The 19,817-nt window shown below is 40.4% G+C and carries 20 protein-coding genes; 8 read left to right on the top strand and 12 right to left on the bottom strand.

The window, feature by feature from the left end:
* Positions 1-48: 48 nt before the first annotated feature.
* Both ACEQZT_RS03345 and ACEQZT_RS03340 read right to left on the bottom strand, forming a co-directional pair.
* Positions 49-2,646, bottom strand: coding sequence for an ABC transporter permease (locus tag ACEQZT_RS03345; protein WP_370087227.1), 2,598 nt, complete (start codon positions 2,644-2,646; stop codon positions 49-51).
* The gene (locus tag ACEQZT_RS03340) at positions 2,639-2,977 is read right to left on the bottom strand and encodes a PadR family transcriptional regulator (protein ID WP_370087225.1); all 339 of its coding nucleotides are present in this window, start codon (positions 2,975-2,977) and stop codon (positions 2,639-2,641) included. The genes ACEQZT_RS03345 and ACEQZT_RS03340 overlap by 8 nt, the downstream gene beginning before the upstream one ends.
* Before the next feature lie 116 nt (positions 2,978-3,093).
* Between ACEQZT_RS03340 and ACEQZT_RS03335 the strand changes: the two genes are divergently transcribed.
* Positions 3,094-3,672, top strand: a complete 579-nt coding sequence (locus ACEQZT_RS03335) for a peroxiredoxin family protein (RefSeq protein WP_370087223.1) — start codon at positions 3,094-3,096, stop codon at positions 3,670-3,672.
* Between the two features lie 78 nt (positions 3,673-3,750).
* Here the strand turns inward: ACEQZT_RS03335 and ACEQZT_RS03330 are convergent, their stop codons facing one another.
* The 5 genes from ACEQZT_RS03330 to ACEQZT_RS03310 are packed head-to-tail and all read right to left on the bottom strand — an operon-like array spanning position 3,751 to position 7,736.
* Positions 3,751-5,142 (bottom strand): aminotransferase class V-fold PLP-dependent enzyme, encoded by a 1,392-nt coding sequence (locus ACEQZT_RS03330; RefSeq protein ID WP_370087221.1) that lies wholly within the window; start codon positions 5,140-5,142, stop codon positions 3,751-3,753.
* A complete protein-coding gene (locus ACEQZT_RS03325) occupies positions 5,136-5,732 on the bottom strand; it encodes a rhodanese-like domain-containing protein (protein WP_370087219.1) in 597 nt (198 codons plus the stop codon). Before ACEQZT_RS03325 ends, ACEQZT_RS03330 begins: the two co-directional genes overlap by 7 nt.
* Positions 5,729-6,316, bottom strand: a complete 588-nt coding sequence (locus ACEQZT_RS03320) for a YeeE/YedE thiosulfate transporter family protein (protein ID WP_370087217.1) — start codon at positions 6,314-6,316, stop codon at positions 5,729-5,731. Before ACEQZT_RS03320 ends, ACEQZT_RS03325 begins: the two co-directional genes overlap by 4 nt.
* The gene (locus tag ACEQZT_RS03315) at positions 6,313-6,831 is read right to left on the bottom strand and encodes a YeeE/YedE thiosulfate transporter family protein (RefSeq protein WP_370087215.1); all 519 of its coding nucleotides are present in this window, start codon (positions 6,829-6,831) and stop codon (positions 6,313-6,315) included. Before ACEQZT_RS03315 ends, ACEQZT_RS03320 begins: the two co-directional genes overlap by 4 nt.
* An 11-nt stretch (positions 6,832-6,842) precedes the next feature.
* Positions 6,843-7,736, bottom strand: a complete 894-nt coding sequence (locus tag ACEQZT_RS03310; protein WP_370087213.1) for a sulfurtransferase — start codon at positions 7,734-7,736, stop codon at positions 6,843-6,845.
* A gap of 156 nt (positions 7,737-7,892) precedes the next feature.
* Here ACEQZT_RS03310 and ACEQZT_RS03305 point away from each other — a divergent pair, with 156 nt between their 5' ends.
* The 3 genes from ACEQZT_RS03305 (at position 7,893) to ACEQZT_RS03295 (ending at position 11,324) form a co-directional block, all read left to right on the top strand.
* Positions 7,893-9,185 carry a sensor histidine kinase gene (locus tag ACEQZT_RS03305; RefSeq protein WP_370087211.1) on the top strand — a complete coding sequence of 431 codons (1,293 nt, stop codon included), beginning with the start codon at positions 7,893-7,895 and terminating at the stop codon, positions 9,183-9,185.
* Positions 9,182-9,862 (top strand): response regulator transcription factor, encoded by a 681-nt coding sequence (locus ACEQZT_RS03300; RefSeq protein WP_370087209.1) that lies wholly within the window; start codon positions 9,182-9,184, stop codon positions 9,860-9,862. The genes ACEQZT_RS03305 and ACEQZT_RS03300 overlap by 4 nt, the downstream gene beginning before the upstream one ends.
* Positions 9,863-10,466: 604 nt before the next feature.
* Complete coding sequence (locus ACEQZT_RS03295; RefSeq protein WP_370087207.1) at positions 10,467-11,324, top strand: DUF6089 family protein; 858 nt, start codon at positions 10,467-10,469, stop codon at positions 11,322-11,324.
* Here the strand turns inward: ACEQZT_RS03295 and ACEQZT_RS03290 are convergent.
* Both ACEQZT_RS03290 and ACEQZT_RS03285 read right to left on the bottom strand, forming a co-directional pair.
* Positions 11,302-12,417, bottom strand: a complete 1,116-nt coding sequence (locus tag ACEQZT_RS03290; RefSeq protein ID WP_370087205.1) for an aminotransferase class I/II-fold pyridoxal phosphate-dependent enzyme — start codon at positions 12,415-12,417, stop codon at positions 11,302-11,304. The genes ACEQZT_RS03295 and ACEQZT_RS03290 overlap by 23 nt on opposite strands.
* Complete coding sequence (locus ACEQZT_RS03285) at positions 12,414-12,986, bottom strand: sugar transferase (RefSeq protein ID WP_370087203.1); 573 nt, start codon at positions 12,984-12,986, stop codon at positions 12,414-12,416. Before ACEQZT_RS03285 ends, ACEQZT_RS03290 begins: the two co-directional genes overlap by 4 nt.
* 134 nt (positions 12,987-13,120) lie before the next feature.
* On the opposite strand from ACEQZT_RS03285, the gene ACEQZT_RS03280 reads away from it, so the two are divergent.
* Positions 13,121-15,565 (top strand): penicillin acylase family protein, encoded by a 2,445-nt coding sequence (locus tag ACEQZT_RS03280; RefSeq protein WP_370087201.1) that lies wholly within the window; start codon positions 13,121-13,123, stop codon positions 15,563-15,565.
* A complete protein-coding gene (locus ACEQZT_RS03275; protein WP_370087199.1) occupies positions 15,562-15,933 on the top strand; it encodes a hypothetical protein in 372 nt (123 codons plus the stop codon). Before ACEQZT_RS03280 ends, ACEQZT_RS03275 begins: the two co-directional genes overlap by 4 nt.
* Position 15,934: 1 nt before the next feature.
* Here ACEQZT_RS03275 and ACEQZT_RS03270 read toward each other — a convergent pair whose 3' ends face one another.
* A complete protein-coding gene (locus tag ACEQZT_RS03270) occupies positions 15,935-16,369 on the bottom strand; it encodes a DUF4920 domain-containing protein (protein ID WP_370087197.1) in 435 nt (144 codons plus the stop codon).
* Between the two features lie 201 nt (positions 16,370-16,570).
* Between ACEQZT_RS03270 and ACEQZT_RS03265 the strand changes: the two genes are divergently transcribed.
* Positions 16,571-16,747, top strand: a complete 177-nt coding sequence (locus tag ACEQZT_RS03265; RefSeq protein ID WP_370087195.1) for a hypothetical protein — start codon at positions 16,571-16,573, stop codon at positions 16,745-16,747.
* Between the two features lie 127 nt (positions 16,748-16,874).
* The gene (locus tag ACEQZT_RS03260) at positions 16,875-18,116 is read left to right on the top strand and encodes a tetratricopeptide repeat protein (protein ID WP_370087193.1); all 1,242 of its coding nucleotides are present in this window, start codon (positions 16,875-16,877) and stop codon (positions 18,114-18,116) included.
* Here the strand turns inward: ACEQZT_RS03260 and ACEQZT_RS03255 are convergent.
* Together ACEQZT_RS03255 and ACEQZT_RS03250 are read right to left on the bottom strand one after the other, a co-directional pair.
* A complete protein-coding gene (locus ACEQZT_RS03255) occupies positions 18,113-18,568 on the bottom strand; it encodes a hypothetical protein (protein ID WP_370087191.1) in 456 nt (151 codons plus the stop codon). The two genes, ACEQZT_RS03260 and ACEQZT_RS03255, sit on opposite strands and share 4 nt — an antisense overlap.
* A 217-nt stretch (positions 18,569-18,785) precedes the next feature.
* A complete protein-coding gene (locus ACEQZT_RS03250) occupies positions 18,786-19,793 on the bottom strand; it encodes a zinc-binding alcohol dehydrogenase family protein (protein WP_370087189.1) in 1,008 nt (335 codons plus the stop codon).
* Positions 19,794-19,817: the final 24 nt, after the last annotated feature.

Here is a 19,817-nt window from a genome sequence, read left to right as displayed (position 1 = left end):
CCAAAATAATAGTTCCTTCACTCCGCTTCTCTTCGTTCAGAATGACAACTATTCATTCCTGATACTCTCAGTAGGATCGGAAATGGCTGCACCATACGTTTTAAAGGCTACCGTAATCAAGGCAATAACAACGGCCATTAAACCACCGACTACAAACACATACCAATAGTCGAGGATTTCAATGCGATAGGCATATCCTCCCAACCATTGGCTGATGAAATACCACGCCACTGGAATGGCTACCATTGAAGCCACGATGACCAACCAAACAAATTCTTTAGAGATCAATCCAATGATTTGCTGTGCTGTTGCGCCCAGCACCTTACGTATGCCCAGCTCCTTTTGTCTGCGCTGTGCAGAATAGGTCGCCAGTCCGAAAATACCCAGACATGCGAGAAAAATAGAAATTCCTGAAAAGGCGCTAAATAGACGTGCCTGCTTTTGTTCTTCTTCATATAATCGCTCCAAACTATCATCCAGAAAATCGTACTGTAATGGGAACCCAGGTGACAACTCCCGGTAAGTCTCGTCAATGGCAATCATGGCTTCTTTCAAATTGCTGCTATTCACTTTTACCACCACTCGTCCACCAAAATTCTGGCTTGCAACAATCCCGACTGGCTCCACTTCATCTTTTAGAGAGTTGAAATGATAATCAGGAACCACACCAATGATTGTTCGCTGCATATCATTCCAGCTAGGCAAGCTCACCCTCTTTCCTATAATCTCATTGGCAGAAAGACCGGTTTCAACCAAGGCTTTTTCATTGATAAGCATCGCATCTGTAGCATCTGAGGCCAGATTCGGAGAAAATGATCTTCCAGCCAAGACGTCAATACCCAAAACACTCAGATATGCAGTATCTGTAAATACCGTTCGAAAACGAAAGTCCTCATTCACTCCTGCGATCTTAAAAACAGTCACATCGTGGAAGCCCCCCGGCTCACCTGACATGTTGGATACGGCTTTTACTGACGGCAATAAGCGAAGATTTTTCATAAACGTCTCCTTATTGTTTCGAATCTCCTCATTATATAGTCGCACTACCACTACGGCCTCCTTATCAAAGCCTAGGTCCTTGTTATTCATATAAGCATTCTGTCTTGAAATGAGTACAGTTGCCACAATTAGGAAGATGGAGATGGCAAACTGCACCACAACAAGTCCCTTTCTCAACCCCACATTTTTTCCTGTACCAAGGTTACCTTTCATAATGGCGGTTGGCTTGAAGGAAGAAAGTAATAGTGCAGGGTACAGTCCAGAAGTAATCAATACCAAAGCAATAAGAGCAGCAAAGAAGGTGAGTACATTAAAGTCCGTCCAGTTAAGGTCCAATTCAATTCCGAACGCCTGATTGAAAAGTGGATAAAGCAACTGACACAAAGCGATGGCCAACAGAATAGAGAATAATAATATCATGAATGATTCCCCAAAAAACTGAAGAATCAACCTTTTTTTATGTACACCTAACACTTTCCTCACTCCTACCTCTTTAGCTCGCATGAAAGATTGAGCGATTGAGAGGTTTACATAATTGAAACATGCGATAAATAGAATAGCAAGGGAGACCACACCCAAAATGTAAATCGATCGGATATTTCCATGCAGTGCGAAATCATATCTTGTTTTATTATTGAAGTAGATCTCTTCTAAAGGTTCAAGCGTCAAATCGATCCTTCGTCCGGACTTCTGAAAATCTTCCCCAAAATATTTATCCATGAACCCCGGAAGCTGTGCTTTCACATTTTCAGCCACTTGTGGAGATGGTATCTTCACATAGGTTAAAAGCCCGTTTGACCACCAGTTTTTGAACCAGTCAAACTGATTGTATAACTCTATGGAAGCAACAAAATCAAATGGAATGTGTGTTTTTGCAGGCATTTCATCCATGATACCAGTCACAATGAATGTAAACATATTGTCTGCCTTAATTTCCTTACCAATCGGATTTTCATCACCGAAGTATTTTTTTGCCATCTGGCTGGAGAGAACCACTGAATTGGGTTTATCCAAAACCGTTTTCGGGTCACCTGATACAAGCGGATAGGAGAAAAAATCGAAGAAATTGGCATCAGCCATCAGGATGCGATCTTCATAAAACTTACGCTCACCAGCCGATACCAGGCCTGATTCGGTCATTGCTCGTGTAACATCTGTAATACTTTCAGGGAAATCATTGGCAAGGGCCCCTGCAAAAGGACCTGAAGTCACACCAATATCGTATGGGGTACCATTCACTTCCGATTGACGGACAGCTCGATAGATCTTGTCTCCATCTTCATGAAATGCATCTACAGTGAGCTCGCTGTGAATATAGAAGTATAGAAAAATAGTGGCCACCAGTCCAAACGTGAAGCCGAAAATACTGATCAGCGAAGTGGATCTGTGACGATTGAGATTCCTCAATGTGAGGATTGGATTGAATATAAACATAGCTCCGGAGTTTGAGTTTTTGAATGATTTGAGTGTGGATGGTCGCAGGTAGTTCAATACCTGGTACCAATATTTTAGTCCTTTGAAAGTCGATTGATTGTGGGTGGTATAGTATTCGTGGAGATTCCCCTCCAGCTCTTCCACCAGTTCACTTTTGCACAACCAGCGAACCAGTTTTAATGAAAGCTTCGGTGGATGCTGATCCTTAGGCATAGCTGAATTTTAATTCCACTGCAGGCACCTGATTCCACAAGCTGGCACGCATTTCTTTTACCTCATTGAGTGCTGCCTTCCCAGCAGTAGTAAGTTCGTAAATGCGTTTCCTTCTCCCTCCTCGTTCGTTGGTAGCTCCTCCCATTTCAGATTTCAAGAAATCCTTTTGCTCCAGACGCGCAAGTGTGGTGTGTATAGCGCCCATTGAAATGGACCGATTCACCTGATTTTTAATTTCGTCTTTGATGCGAAGCATGTATGCCTCCTCCTGCAGTATTAAAACTACTAAAAGCAGGAGTTCTTCAAATTCACCTAGATTGGTTCCCTTCATTAGTTTCTATTTTGCAGACTAATATACGAAAGGAGGTTTTTATTTGTTTCGATAAAGTAGAAAGAAATAGAAATTGTTATCAAAACCTTAAATTGGTGAACAACAAAATCTAATTCATGAAGTCTTTCATCTCACTCATCGCTGTTACTATTCTATTTTCATTGTCTGTCAAAGCTCAAGAGTCCTTTCCATACAGCGCTTTGCTCACAGATATTAATGGTAATGAAATCAACAGCAATACATTTGATAATCAAGGATCACCACTTATTATTGATTTTTGGGGAGTCTTTTGTAAACCTTGTATTATCAAATACCATTCAATGGCAGAAGTTTATGAGGAATGGCAAAAAGAAACAGGTGTTAAAATCATTATTGTCTCTATCGATAATGAGAAAATGCAAAGTATGTCAAAGAAAATGATCGACAAATACAATTGGCCTTTCGATGCTTATTTTGACCCGAATCAAGAACTATTAAGACAATTATCTCAAAGTACCTCTGTTCCTCAAACTTTCGTTTATGATGGAAATTTCAATTTGATCAAGAAAAAAACAGGCGCAAAAATTATTTCAAAAGACCCCTCTACAGATCATAGCAAGGTCATGGATATATTGAGTGGAGGCGGGTCTCTTGAATCTTTAGCATGCGATCTATCGGAGTATCAAAAAGCCGTAAAGGAAGCGGTCAATGAGTAAGCTACATACCAGTTGTGAGACCTTTTAAAAAAAACGAGGAAGAAAAATAGCATCAAAGCCAGAATAAGTAAATCGATCTTACTTTAATGCTACTATGTTTTGAATGGCATCCAAAACATAGTAGGCCTCAGTATCTGTCATAGTTGGATGAATAGACAACCTGACCCATCCGGGTTTTTGTGAACAATCCCCATTATCAATTTGGTCTGTAATTCGCTTGGAGGTTTTTCTGTCTATCCCTAATAAATGATGCCCATATGTTCCCGCACATGAGCATCCGCCCCTCACCTGAATGCCATAATGATCGTTGAGATATTGCACCACATCGTTGTAATGCACGCCCTCTATGTAAAATGAAAAGATGCCCAATCGGTCACGTACCTGGTCTGCTAATACCACCAGTTCCGGGATGTCAGCAAGTCCATCCCACAGGATTTCCATGAGCTGCACTTCTCTTTGACGGATCATTTTCGTGCTCATTTGCTCTTTTAGCTCAATGGCTTTTGCCGATCGGATGGTTTGAAGGATTGCAGGTGTCCCACCGTCTTCTCGGGCTTCCAGGTCATCGACGTATTTTCGTCCTCCCCACGGGTTGGTCCAATCTACCGTGCCTCCTCCACTTACATCCGGAATGGCATGATTAATAAGATTCTTATTAACGATTAAAATTCCTGAAGCACCAGGACCACCTAAGAATTTGTGAGGTGAAAACATAATAGCATCCAGATAAGATGCATCATCAGGGTGCATATTCATATCGACATAAGGTGCAGAACAGGCAAAATCCACAAAACATAATCCCTCATTCTCATGCATGAGCTGTGCAATTTCATGATAAGGAGTCTCAATTCCTGTCACATTGGAACAGGCCGTGATTGACGCAATGAGTGATCTTTCCGGGAATTTCTCAACCGTCTTTCGGAAGTTATTGATCGACACCAGTCCATCTTCGTCCGGAGGCACTACAACCACTTCACAAATCGTTTCCAGCCAACTGGTATGGTTCGAATGGTGCTCCATGTGTGTGATGAATACCACAGGAGGTTCATCCACCAAAGTTTGTGTTACCCACTGATTTGAATCAGGCATCCTTAATCCAAGCAGTCGTTGCAGCTTATTGATGACATCTGTCATTCCTGATCCATAAGAGATCAAAACATCATCTTCGCTGGCATTTACATGACGTTTTATTTGGTTTCGTGCAGATATATATTGTTCCGTAATGTATGAACCAACATAATTCGTTTCTGTATGCGTATTGGCAATAAATGGAAGTATTTCAGTTTGAATACTATCTTCGATTGGTTGATAGCATCTGCCACTTGCTGTCCAGTCTGCATAGAGCATTTGCACCACCTTTTCGTTCGTTTCGATATATTGATCCTGACCAATAATTCCTTCTCGGAAACTATCGAAATACGATTCGAGTGAGGTATCAGTAGCGGTGAAAGGTGAATCAGATATCAGCATCCTTTTCGAATTAATCCTCCCGAACGATGAACCTTAGGCCAGGATGCATTTGATAAGTCTCGCTCATAATAGGCTATTAAAGCAGCATCATTTTCAAAATCTGCAAAGCCTCCGTAGAATTGACAGAGGTTATGAACCTTATCAACCATGCGCTTATTGGTCACTCCTTTGCCAAAGGGCAGTTTTGGGTATAACACCCGATCATACCAGTCATTCACGCCTCCATAAACGACGACCGTGCGTTCTCTTAGAGAATCAGGCAGGGCATCCCATAGTCTTCGCGTTAGCAAATCACCTCCGGAATAAACAATGATCTGTTCTTTAATGGATGCAAGATCAAATTCGTCCAATGGAATATTGGTTGCCGTTGGAATATGGAATTCTTCGAATGACTCACCATCTCTTAGGTCAATGATATTGAGTTTTTCACGATTCTTAATTTTCTCAGCCAGCTCAACCACTCCAATGAATGAAGGCTGCTTGTTGACATTATAGAGTCCATCTGGAAATGCCAGTGCCATTACCAATCCGGCCAATACAATGCCAAACCCGATCAATGCCAGACGCTTATTTATAGATATATCATTCATTTGATTGCATTTTTTGATTCGATCCATTCTGAAGCCCAAAATCCAGCCAGAGCTATAATCACTAGCATAAACACCACCAATCCGCTGGGTAGGTTCAGGTACTCAACAAAGGTGATTTGACCCATACCTCCAGCAGTATAAAACCCTTCAATCCACGGGTATACTTCACCGAAAACAAGGATTCCCAGGAGCAAGCCTGCCACATTCATCACTCCATCCAGACTGCCGGTGGCAGATGCCACACATGATGTTCCAGGGCAATAACCGCCAATGATAAATCCAACTCCAAAGACCAGTCCCCCGATTACCTGAGGCCACACAAAGGTTGGAGTCAGGTAGATCATGTCGGCATGAAGCAAACCAAACCAGTTGAGCCAAAACACCCCGATCATTGCCGTGATAATCGCAGTGAACATCATTTTGAAGACTGTCATGTCTTTCAGGTAAAACTGAGCAGAAAGCTTTTTAGCGCTACCTAAACCGGCCCGTTCAAGAAAGAAACCAAAGGCGATCCCGATAACAAGTGCAAAAGCAAGACTCGCTTCCTCACCTATCCAGCCAAAGTCATAAAATGGTCCATTCATATCCATAGTCGTTTTACAAACCCAGCCATAGCATATGCGCCCACAAATAGTGCTATCATAAACAGCCAGCTGCCTACGTTCATCATCGCTCCGCCAGTCAGTGCCTGTCCGCTGGTGCATCCCCGGGCCAGCTTTGTTCCGAATGCCATGATAATGCCACCAATAAAAGCGAATAGAAACCTTCGGTTATTCGAGATAAGAGGTCCTTTCTCAATTTTAATTTTGTTTCTTCCTGCCAGCCTGCCAGAGATAAAACCACCGATCAGCACTCCTAACACTTCAAAAACCAACCAGTCCTTAAGTGGGTGAATGGTTCCATCCCCCAGATAGCCCATGTAAAAAGCGCTGGCCTCCGCATGCGATTTCGAGACCGTATGAACGCCTGTAACTACCACTGAAGTCATAGCCCCGGAAGCTCCTATGCCCCGCCCCATTACCAGGAATGCTGCAAGCAATACTAGTCCCAGACCAATCCCACAGATGTAGGGATTCCAATAAGGCTTAGGGTTCTTCATCTGTTTATTCATTAGTCCAATTCAATTGGTAGATTTTCATTTGGTCCCCACTCATGAAAGGAACCATCGTACATCCGTACATCTTTGTATCCCAGCAACTTGGCTGTGGTATACACCACCGTAAGCTGCATCCCAATGTGGCAGTAAAGTACCAATGGCTCATCTTTACTTAGCCCTTGCGCTTTGAAAATGGTTTCCAACTCTTCAAGTGATTTGAATTGGTATGCACCTATATCAGATGGCTCATACAAGCTTGTATAGGGGATGTTTTTGGCTGTCGGGATTCTACCTGGTCTTGCACCATGGGTAGGCTCAATGCCTTTGTAATAAACCTCAGAACGGCAATCAACAATCGTGTTACCAGTGTTTTCAATGCTGGCCAGCATGTAGTCCTCATCTGCCAACAATGCTTTGTTCGGACTGATCTTAAACACGCCTTTTTTTGGTGAGATTACATCCGTACTTATCGCCCTTCCACCATTTTTCCAGGCTACAATGCCTCCATCCAGAATGTAGGTTTTATGGCCATGGCCAAGATAATCCAGTGTGAAGTATAATCGAGTCACCAGAGGAATCCAGTTTGCGGGTGTGTAAATAACCACATCTGTCTCGTTGGTTAGCCCGTTTTTCTCGAAAAGAGCTTTTAGATCCTCATCGGTCGGTAGATCGAATACAATGCTTCGGTCCTCCGTCCCAATGGTGTAATCCCGAGAGCTTAGATAAATTGCTCCGGGGATGTGTTCTTCTTTAAAGTCTTCCTCTTTGCCAATATGAAAAATGACCAGGTTCTCATTTTGCATTCGCTTATCCAGCCATTCGGGACCGACCAAAATGGAAGATTTTTGAGCCACTCCAAGACAAGGAATGAGCAATGAAAACAAGATTAGTAATTTGAGTTTTTGCATGATGATTGTGTTTTTCAAGCAATTTGTAAAACAACCAATCAGTATTGCGTTAACCCCACGTTAAAGTCACTTAAGCAAATGTTAAAAGCGTTAAGAAAAAGTTAAAATCAGCTATTTAAGTCTCAAATAGGGTTAATTTCGAATAATCTACTGGAAATGAAAATCAATAAATACACACTCACTGCTCTCTTTATTGTAGTGCTCAGCTCACTTGGAGTGCTCTTGGTTATTCAGTTTCAAATTCTGGATAAAGACATCAAAAACAATCGAAGCACTATGGAGCTCGCTATTCCGGGCATCCTTTCTGACCTCTATGACAACATGATGTTTAATCGAGATTTAGATAATCTGGTCAGAATTCATGAAGGAACCGAGTCGTTTCAATTTTCATCTGATTCTCAACCTTCTGACCCCCTACAGGTTGTTTTGAAAAACGGATTGGATGAGGTGATTTCATTGAACTATCCACACCTGGAATATCAGGTAGATGGTTTTGTCTCCAATGAATATGGCTGCATGATCCACCGAGGGCATAGACCGGAATTACCGAAAGCGAAAAAGGTCATGGAGGCTGATAATCACATGTGTTTTTGCATGATCCTACCTAATACGCTGGACATCTCAATGACCTATACCAATAAGGACGAAACAGTCCTTGGAAACTCAGCGAGCATATTAAAGGCCAGCTTTCTTTTAATAGTGATCATACTAATTTCATTCTGGTTTACGATCAGAACCATTGGCAAGCAAAAGAAGCTGTCTGACCTGAAGCGGGATTTCATTAACAACCTTACACATGAATTCAAGACGCCCATCTTTTCAATTTCACTCGCTTCAAAATCACTTGGTGGATTGGAAGGGGTACAAAAAGCTCCAAAAGCTGATGCTTATCTTAATCTGATTAACAACGAAACCAAGCGCCTGCAAACGCAGGTAGACAAGATTCTGCAGATGGCCTTATTGGATTCCGGAAATCTCACGCTAGACAAAAAAGTGATCGGTTTGCACGAGTCGATTCAAAATGTGGCGGAAGGTTTTCAAATGATCATATCAGAAAAGCAGGGATCCATCAAATTCAATCTGCATGCCAACAATCATCAGATAGTGGCGGATGAAACACACTTAAACAATGTGCTATTCAATTTGATTGACAATGCCCAAAAGTACTCGGATGAGAAACCAGATATTGAGATCATCACAGAGGATTCTGAAAACGGAGTACTCCTGACAATTAAGGATCACGGTATCGGGATGGACAAAACCGCTCAGAAATACGTTTTTGATCAGTTTTATCGTGCTCAAACAGGCAATGTTCACACCGTTAAAGGTTTTGGATTGGGATTAAGCTATGTTAAAAAAATCATAGAGTTTCACAAAGGAACCATTAGTCTAAGTAGTGAGCCCGGACAAGGAAGTATGTTCAAAATATTTTTACCAATCTCCTCATGAACCGGATCTTGCTTGTAGAAGACGATGCAAACCTAGGATACATTCTAAAAGAGTATCTCCAGATGAATGATTTGACAGTGGAGTGGGTCAAAGATGGAGAAGAAGGGATTAAGATGTTTGAATCGTCGAAATTTGATCTGTGCATTCTCGATATCATGATGCCTAAAAAAGATGGATTTGAGGTTGCTCATGAGATCAAAGCTAAGAGTCCTGAAATGCCTCTCATTTTCCTCACTGCCAAATCATTAAAGATCGATAAGCTAAAAGGCTTCAAAGCCGGTTGTGACGACTTCATTGTAAAACCAGTAGATGAAGAGGAGTTAATTGCTCAAATACATGCCGTACTTAGAAGAAGTAATAATTTGAAAGAGGTGAAAAATCAATTCGAAATTGGTTCATTCACCTTCGACCCAAAATCACAAAAACTCAAAAACGATCAGACCACAACAACCATCCAACTGACGCAGAAGGAATCAAGAGTCTTGCACATGCTTTGCATCTCCTATGGAGAACTCGTTGAAATCGATCACATTTTAAAAGAATTATGGGGTCAGAACGACTACTTCAAACGCAGAAGCATGGATGTTTACATTTCGAAATTACGCAAATACCTGAGCGCGGATCCAAATGTGCAACTTACCAATGTGCATGGGAAAGGTTACATACTCGAAGGATGATTGACCTATTCCATTGTCTTTTTATATACTGACAGACCTATTAGGTAGGTATTAGCGATAATGCTTTTGTTTGTTTGGATCGTATTCTTAAGTGAGTCGTAGGAATTTTTGGTAGATGTTAACTCGTTCCTTCCCTGGCTGAGACTTTCCATTACAATCATGCAACTAACGATAAATCCTAAAGCCAGAAAAAATGATTTTACCTTACTTTTCAATTGGTGAGTTTTATTCATGATTTCACTTTTTAGTAATTAGTACCGTAATCCCAGGATTTATTACAAAGTAACGGAAAAAGATCAGAGAAGGTGACGGTTTTTCAGACTCTCCTAGAAATCAGCTGGATAATTACAAGGACTATAAGCATTTTACCTAATAATATTTAGGATAATCCCCCCAACTTTCCTCTAGACAATATCCGCTAACCTTGTATTGTAACAATTAGTTATGGCAACATTAATTTTCTCATTAATATTAGTAGCCGTGTTTGTAGCAACAGAACAAGCATGGTTTACTCGCAAAAGCAAACGATTAGGGTGATTATTTGTAGAAATTGTTTTCCGATCAGCAATGGTCGGAAACTTTTCTGCAATATTTTTGAATCCTAATGAGAAAACTCCTCACAGCATTTTTCTTGCTAATCTGTATTGCCGCTAGCTCTCAGAATTTTCTTTCCTGGCAGTTCAACGATCGATACTTCTCATTCTCAATAGGGACTGGTACATCAACTTATTTCGGTGAACTCAACTACAATAAAAGTATCAATGACGATCTTTCTCAAATAAGTGCTGCTATTGAAGCAAGGCTATTGAATAGAATAGGAGCACGAATTGATGCTAGTTATTTTACGCTATCTGGTGCTGATAGAAATGCAGCAGACAGCTCATTTCAGAGACAAAGAAATCTCTCCTTTAACTCAAGAAATTTACACTTCCAACTCCATACTATTTATTATTTAAAACCATATCAGGGCGATTATTACAAACGTTGGAACTTTGATCCATTTCTATTTTCCGGAGTTGGATATTTGAAATATAACCCTACTGCCGAGCTGGGGGGGGAAAGATATTTACTTAGAGAGGCCCGCACGGAGGGTGTGGATTATAAGAAGTGGGTGACTACAATTCCAGTAGGTGTTGGTGCAAAATTCAAAGTGAATGAGTTCCTTAATGTGAATGCGGAAGTGTCCTATCATTTCACTTTTACAGACTACATAGATGACGTATCTAATACGTACGCAATGGAGTTTCCAAACTCAACAGCAGAATTACTTAGCGATCGTAAAGATGAGGTTGGGGTTACAAATCCAGAATATTACGATCAAATTCAACCTGGTTCTCCTAGAGGAAATCCAGACAATAATGATAGTTTTTTGCAAATCAGTATCAGAGCTGAGATTTTCTTACCACCAGATCTGTTTTCCAGAAAGAATAAGGCGATTATTAAGAAGCCCTCTGCTTATTGAGCCAATCTAAAATTTGATCGATAACATAAGATTGCTGATCATCTGTTATCCCTGTTCCTGAAGGTAGACAAACTCCTTTTTTATAAAGGTTTGCTGCCACGCCAGATCCGTGAAACATTGCCGACCTATAGGTCTCATGCAAATGAAGAGGCTTCCACAAGCGGCGAGTCTCGATGTTCTTTTTATCTAAAAAAGCTATTAGGCTTTCTACCTCTCCCACTTTCAAAATACCTGCACTCAGCCATCTATTAGAAAAATAGTTTTCTGGTTCTTCTAAAAAATCAAAATCATTTGAAAAAGCATTCTTATATTTTTCAAAAATTAATCGCTTCTTTCTCACAAAATCCTGCAGTTTTCCAAGTTGACCAATTCCGATTCCGGCCAATACGTTGCTCATTCGATAATTGTATCCAGCCTCCTTATGCTCATATCCGAATGAACCCAAGTTAGCCTGAGTGGCAAGGTGTAGCCCTCTGACTTTACCTTCTTTGTGGCAGATTAATGCCCCACCAGCACTCGTTGTAATGATTTTGTTACCATTAAAAGATAGGATGCCATATGCACCAAAACCACCAACATGTTTGCCATTAATATTAGAACCGACCGCCTCTGCCGCATCTTCAATCACAGCAATCTTATACTCTGAAGCCACCGAAACGATACGCTCGATCTGGGCAGGCATACCATAAAGATGAGTGACTATGATTGCCTTAGGTAACTTATCAGTTGCTGATAGATATCTCTCTAAGAGATCAGGATCCAGATTCCAGGTCTTTCTCTCACTATCCAGGAAAACAGGAACTGCTCGTTCGTACAAAATCACATTTGCGCAGGCTGCAAAAGTAAAACTGCTAACTACCACCTGATCTCCATCTTCAACCCCCGCCAAAACAAGTGCGAGGTGCAGGGCCGAGGTTCCAGAATTCAGAGCCAACACATGCTTTTCTGGGTAGTGAACTTCCAGTTCTCGCTCAAACTCTTCGATCGCGTCCCCGACGGGAGCTACCCATCCTGAATCCAACACCTTGGCAACCTCATTCTTCTCCAATTCATCCACATTCGGTGGTGAAAGATATATTCTCTTGCTATTCACCTGTTTTTCGCGTATTCACTGAATTTGATCGTACTTCCTTTTTTGTAGGTCGTTTTATCCAATTGTGTCAATTGCCCGAAAGTCCGCACGATTATCCTCAAATCTAACAGGAACGAAACCTCTTTTGCGTAGGAAATATCATAATTCATTCTTTCGCCCCAATCTATCGAGTTTCGTCCATTCACCTGAGCTAACCCTGTAATACCAGGTCTCACCGTATGACGTAGTTTTTCTTTCTCATTATAATATGGTAGATACTCCTCGAGTAATGGCCTGGGCCCTACCAACGACATTTCAAATTTCAACACATTGATCAATTGCGGTAACTCGTCAAGCGATGTTGCCCTGATAAAACGCCCTATTCTAGTGGTAGAACTCTCCAGTTCATCTTCTCTCATAGATCGGAATTTGATCAATCTAAAAGCTCGCTCAGACTTCCCAATTCTCTTTTGCACAAAAAAGGGATTTCTCCTAAAGTGGACGAACAAGATCAATGCAATGAATAAAATTAGAGGGAATAAAATGAGTAGTATAAGTATGGCTGAGACCCAATCCAGAATTGGTTTCATCACAGATAAATAGAAATTGTGGTATCCCATCTCGTTAAAATAGGCATTACCCTATTTATTTAATATTTTTCACCTGCAAATTAAGTTCGCAAATCAATCAGCTAGAAACAGGCCGACAGTAGGCCATATATCACATGAAAACACTTCGTTTCGTTCTCTCCTTCAGTCTCGCACTTGCTTTGGGAATTGCTTTAAATACTAAAATAGGTTCTGTCCCGCCTTTAGGGAAATTCCTGAGTCCATTTCATGGTTTTTGGCAAAATGCCGAGAACGAACCGATCGATCTTTCATCAAATGAGGTGAATGATGGCTTAACCGACTCAGTCAATATCTATTTCGATGAGCTTTACATTCCTCATGTTTTTGCAACTAATGAGAGTGACCTTTTTTTCGCTCAAGGGTATGTTACTGCATATCACCGCCTATGGCAAATGGAGTTTCAGCTTTATTCGGCTGCCGGAAGGCTTGCAGAAATTCTGGGTCCAGAAATCGGAAGCACTAGTTTAGTTGAGATAGATCGGCAAATGCGAAGAATCGGTTTGATGTATGGCGCAAAACAATCTGAGGAAAAGTTTAAAAAGGAGGAACCAGAGGTCTATGCTTTAATCGAATCTTTTTCACTAGGCGTAAATGCTTACATCGACCAGATATCATACAAAGACTTACCTATCGAATACAAGCTACTTGATTATAAACCGGAAGAGTGGACCCCTCTAAAGTGCTTCCTGCTCATTGCCAACATGAATAACATGCTGTCCAGAGGAGAAATGGATTTGGAGCATACAAATGCTCTTAAAAAATGGGGAAGAGAAACTTTTGACATTTTATACCCCGAAAGACCAGAGGTAGTAGACCCGGTAATTCCATCCGGCACTAAATTCGATTTTGACCCAATAGTGGTTGAAAAACCTGATGTTTCTTTCCCCTTAGAATTTACAAATCCAATCATAAACAAGCCAGATCCTGACAATGGGAGCAATAGCTTTGTAGTCAATGGTGAGAAAACAGCCAATGGTAGGGTAATCCTTACCAACGAACCTGATCTGAGCTTAAACGCACCTAGTATCTGGTACATCATGCACCTTAACTCACCTACTATAAACGTAATGGGTGCCACTCTACCCGGAGGGCCTGGAGTAATTATCGGCTTCAACGATTCTATCGCCTGGGGTAATACCAACGCCAAACGAGATCTTGTAGATTGGTATTACATTCAGTTTAAAGATCAAAAACGAGACGAGTATCTCTACAATGGCAACTGGGTGCCAACGAAGAAAGTAGTGGAGGAAATAAAAGTAAGAGGGTCATTTAGCTACTATGATACGATAGTCTACACCCATCACGGGCCTGTTGTTTATGATAGAACCTTCAATGGAGAACGAAGCGATATAACCAATTTGGCAATGAAATGGACAGCTCATGAGGCCAGCAAAGAAATTAAAGCACTCTATTTAGGCAATAAGGCAGAAAACTACGATGAGTTTGTAGAAGCTTTCCAGTACTTCGCGGGTCCTCCTCAAAACTATTCTTTTGCAGCTGTCAATGGAGATATTGCACTTTGGATCAATGGCAAATTTCCTGTAAAGTGGGAAGAGCAAGGTAAGTTCCTTATGGATGGGAGTAATATTGACCATGAATGGAAGTCATACATGCCCCACTCTCACAACCTTCACGTAAAGAATCCTCCTCAAAATTTTGTGAGTTCAGCGAATCAGCATGCGGCGGATACGCTCTACCCATACTACCAATTTGACTACAATTATGAGTACTACCGAGGCAGAAGAATCAATGACCGCCTAAGAGTCATGGATGATATTGAGGTTGAAGACATGATGGCGCTTCAACATGACAATTTCAATTACAATGCTTTTGAAGCGCTCCCTATGATGCTTGACAGTCTGGATTCTGCTTCATTTACAGATCTGGAGTGGAATTACTACAATCGCTTAAAAGCATGGGATTACTTCAATGAAGCGGACAGACAAGCACCATCTATTTATGAAGTTTGGTGGAGAAAGTTGAATTCGAAACTTTGGGACGAAATAGATAGTAGCGATGTGAAAGTCTACAGACCAAACTGGTACAACACCGTCGATATTCTTAAGAATAAGCCAGGTTTCAAGATGATAGATAATCAGTTTACCGAAGTGGTGGAGACCTCCGGAGATCTATATAGACAAACTTTCAAAGAAACAATTGAATCATTAGAAGAGTATCTAGAAAAAGAAGATAATTCACTTTTATGGTATCAATTTAAAAACACAACCATCAGACATTTGCTGAGAATAAGCCCTTTTAATAAGGAAAAGGTTAAAATTGGAGGAAATAGATCAATTGTAAATGCTGCTTCAGCTACACATGGCCCATCCTGGAGAATGGTGGTCGAGCTGGGAGATGGGGAAGTAAATGCATGGGGGGTATACCCAGGCAGCCAATCCGGTAATCCCGGCAATCCAACCTACGGCCATATGATTGATGACTGGGCTAGTGGTGAATACAACAAGCTGCTTTTTAGAAAAACCTTGTCTCCTAATGATCCTGAAATAAAGTATAACGTGACATTAACACCTAATAAATGAAACTTATTATAAGACTTATCGTCATTGGTTCACTCACCTACTTTTTATCTCCATTTTCTGTTTGGTGGCTTGCTATGATTGTTTCATTTATCGTTTGTTATGTGTCACCTTCCTCTGGATTGAATGCATTTGTTGCAGGATTCTTAGGTGTTGGACTTGTTTGGATGGGGCACGCCTGGAGTATAGATGTGAGTAACGAATCCAGTTTTTCCACCACCATTGCAGAAATTATGAAGCTGAGTGATCCAGTCTTTCTGGTTTTTGCAACAGGTTTAGTTGGGGGGTTGGCAGGAGGATTTGCATCACTATCGGGCACAACCTTTCGTCAGCTCTTTCTAAAACAAAAGAAGAGAAGCCTATATAGTTAAATCAGCCTTCCTTCACTAGGACACCATGAGCCACAAATGATATTGAGTTTCTCATAGACTCATCGTATTCTTTTCCACCGTCTTCGGCGTAGTGTCTGGCCACATCTTCCTCCAAAACTTCTCTAGAGGCCGTTCCCTCAATGATTACTTCACGTCCACTTATGTCCTTAGGCACAAAAAAGCCATAGTCCTTGAATGTAACTCTCACATTTTCTCCCATTTCGTTTCTTAGCGTCATCCAGCAACCTTTCATCTGACAAACTTCTTCTATCGTTCCCCGCACTTTAAAAGTCGATTCCTCCTCATTTACTTTTTGAAGAAAATCTTTAATCGATAAGGCATTATCTGAAGTTATTTCTGAGCCATGTGTACTGAATTTTTCACTCACAGAGTTACAGGCAAAGGCAACAATAAGTAGTAGAAAGGTATATCTCATATTCTTCATATTTCATGCGAAGATAAAAGACTTATTTCATTAACAAATTAGTCTTTGCAAATTGAATTTATTTTGCAAATAACTGACTTATAATCAATCAATTACCTTATTGCAGAAATAAAATTAAAAATTTATTTTAGTTATGTGTAAAATTAATTTTTTAAGTTATATTTGAAATATCATTATAAACCTTATTGAGTTATGAAAAGAAAACTATTTACAGCCCTCGTGATTGCAGGAGCTATGTCATTGACAGCTTGCCAAGAAGATGCAGCTATGGAAGAATTGATTCAGGATACTGAACTAAATGCAACTACTGGTGATCCAGATGATCCGGATGATGATGGTGACATTCCTCCGATTAATCTTCCTGGCTAACAAGTCCCAGAAAGTATATTGGAATTATATAATTACTGATTAGACTAATTAGTTAAGACATTCGCCGAAAGAGTTAGTAATTCTTTCGGCGTTTCTGTTTATAATTGTGGTAGATCAGTTATTAGGAATGAGGAAATTTATTCTACTCTTTTGCCTTCTGCTATCTTCTACGTTTGTTTCTGCAAGTGATGAAGATGACCTTAAACAGATAAGAAGTTTGATTAAGAATGACTTATCTGAAGCCAAATCACTGGCTCTCACCCTCAAAGAAAAGTTAAAAACCTCCGCAGAAGGAGAATCTTATTTTAGAACTAATTACCTGCTGGGCTACATATATAAAGAAGAGGGAGATTTTGGGAAGGCAATCATATACTACCTTGAATCGATAAGACTAGCTGAAAACTCTAGTGCTGATCTCACCGAAGATTTGATATCTCTCTATAATAGATGTGCCATCATATACAGGCAGTTCAAGGCTTACGATTTAGCAACCGAATATTATACAAAAGGTATAGCACTTGCTCATAAGATTGGAGATCAGCAAATGATAAATCTCCTGAATTTTAACCTTGCAGGCGTTTACATTGACAATGAGCTCTATGAAGAAGCACTAAATTCATTGAATCAAAATCTCACACTGGCAAAGAAGCTTAATTATAAAGTTGATGATCATTACAATCGTATAGCCAGTGTCTATCTGAAACTTGAGGATTATGAAAAGGCATTGACCTACTACAGCTTGTTGGAAGACGTTACTTCGAATGAAAATTATGAGATGCTTGGTTATCTATATCACAATATGGCCCTAGCCTACGAAGGACTTGGGGAAGATAGAAACCATACTGAAAATCTATATCGAAAATCAATTGAGCTGAAAAAACAGCACGATAACAACACGATTCTATTTTCAAGTTATTTTGACTTGGGACGATTTATGCTCGAATCAGGCAGAGTAGCTGAATCAATCGAATATTTTGACTTAGCTATTGAAATAATTGACAATAAAACATCTATTCCTTCTGAGATAGATGTTTATAAACTCAAAGCCAATGCATTGTTTGAGTTAGAAAGGTATAATGATGCGAAATTTTTTGAGGATGCCTACGCAGCTAAGTTGAATCAGTATTTAGAACTTCAAGAAAACATTCAAGATTCAGATAAGAAATACAATATGGATTTGATCACGAAACGCTACTTTGATGAGGTAGCCAAGCAAGAACGGATCGCTTCCATCCTTTTCTACTCAAAGCTAATTTCAGGCAGCCTACTTGCACTACTTCTATTTACTATAGGCCTCAATTGGTATCAAAAAGTAAAGATGAGAAAGGGTATTGTGCGAGAGCTTATGGCACTCAAAGTAATAGATTAGACTTTTAATTTCAGCCTCTCTTTCAAGACCTTCAGCATTCCTTCTTGTCTTTCGTGCAGTAGAATCAGTTTGTGCTTTTGCTCCACAGTTTCATCCATCATGAAAGTCACAAGCTCCTCCAATTCAAAAACCTCGTGAGAATCAGGATGATCCAATCTCATTTTCACAAACAACTCTCGAATTCTTGATTGAAGATTAACCTGAGAGGGTGCTATTTCTGCAGAAGTGACAATATCATCATTCCACATGGATCCTTCCCCCTTGATCAACCACGCCGGATTGAGCTTCTCATAGGTTTGAAGGATATTTAAGATTAAATCGTAGCTGGGTTTGCTTCTTCTTCCCTTTATGATATTGAAAATCACCGTTACGCTAACCTCTAAGCTTTCCGAGAAAGAAGTAGGATTCATGTCAAGAACCCTGATGAGCTTATGTATACGATCATTTATCATGTGATAAATTTAATAAATACTTATGAAGAGTAAAAAAAAGAAGGATTGCTTATCGGCAACCCTTCATCATTAAGAACCAGCTATGGAAAATAGATACTCACTATCTATACTCGAATTTATAAGGATTTTATAATCCTACAAAGGATTATGAGATTTTTTTTATCAAATGATAATACAAAAGAGGTATTTTAGATAAAACTTTATTTTCGTTGGATGGCTAAAGTTTTACGACCAACTTTCCAACGGAATCTCGAGATTCCATATATCTGTGTGCCTCAGGGAGTTCTGAAAAAGGGAATTCCTTCCCTACTACTGGCTTAAGCTTGTGCTGATTCACAAAACTATAAAGTTCATCCCAAATCGAAGCAGTCAGGTTTTCATTTTCGGTGAGGTAGCCAATATGAGTGGCATATATTCCTTTACTCTCAATAGCCATATTCATCATATTCACCTTAGGAGCATCTAAGTATGTTTTTACCCATGAAAAAGGGTTCCAGATTTTAAGATTCATACTAGCAAAGCCAACCACAACCAGTCGCCCAAAAGGATTTAAAAGCTTCTTGCTTTTCTTAAACACCTCTCCCCCTACTGTTTCCAACACACAATCAACTCTTCCACCATTTTTTAATATCTCATCATGAAAATCATGAGTCCTGTAATTCACCGGCGTGCCTCCCAGTTTCCTGATGAGATCCAGCTTTTCGTCTTTGCTGGCCGTTCCATACACCTCACAACCGAGCGCTTTTGCTATTTGAACAGCCGCAGTACCTACTCCGCCGGCTGCAGCCTGAATTAAAATACGCTCACCAGTCTCAACCCTTGCCATCTTTTTTAGAGCAACCCAGGCAGTCATAAAATTCACCAAAAAAGCGGCATTTTCCTCTGGGGAAAATTTATCAAAAGCAGGAAAGCACAGGTGCTCAGGTGCACACACATACTCTGCATAGGATCCGTATTGCTGACCAACAATCACCTTATCGCCTACTTTAAACTTTGAAGTATCGTCTCCAAGCTCAACCACTTCCCCAAAACACTCCATGCCCATCACGTATGGTTTTTTAGGTGCCCAACTATATTGCCCTTTCCTTGAAAGGATTTCAGCGTAGTTTATCCCGATACACTCAACTTTAACCTTTACTGAACCAGATTTAGGGCTTGGTTCTGCGATTTCCTCCATCTTTAAAATCTGGGGCTTACCTGTTCTTCGTAGTTGATATACCTTCATTCGTAATTTACCTGACGTTTATGG

The organism is Ekhidna sp. (genome assembly GCF_964218185.1).
Classification (GTDB): Bacteria; Bacteroidota; Bacteroidia; order Cytophagales; family Cyclobacteriaceae; genus Ekhidna.
This window is presented reverse-complemented; position numbering and strand designations above follow the sequence as displayed.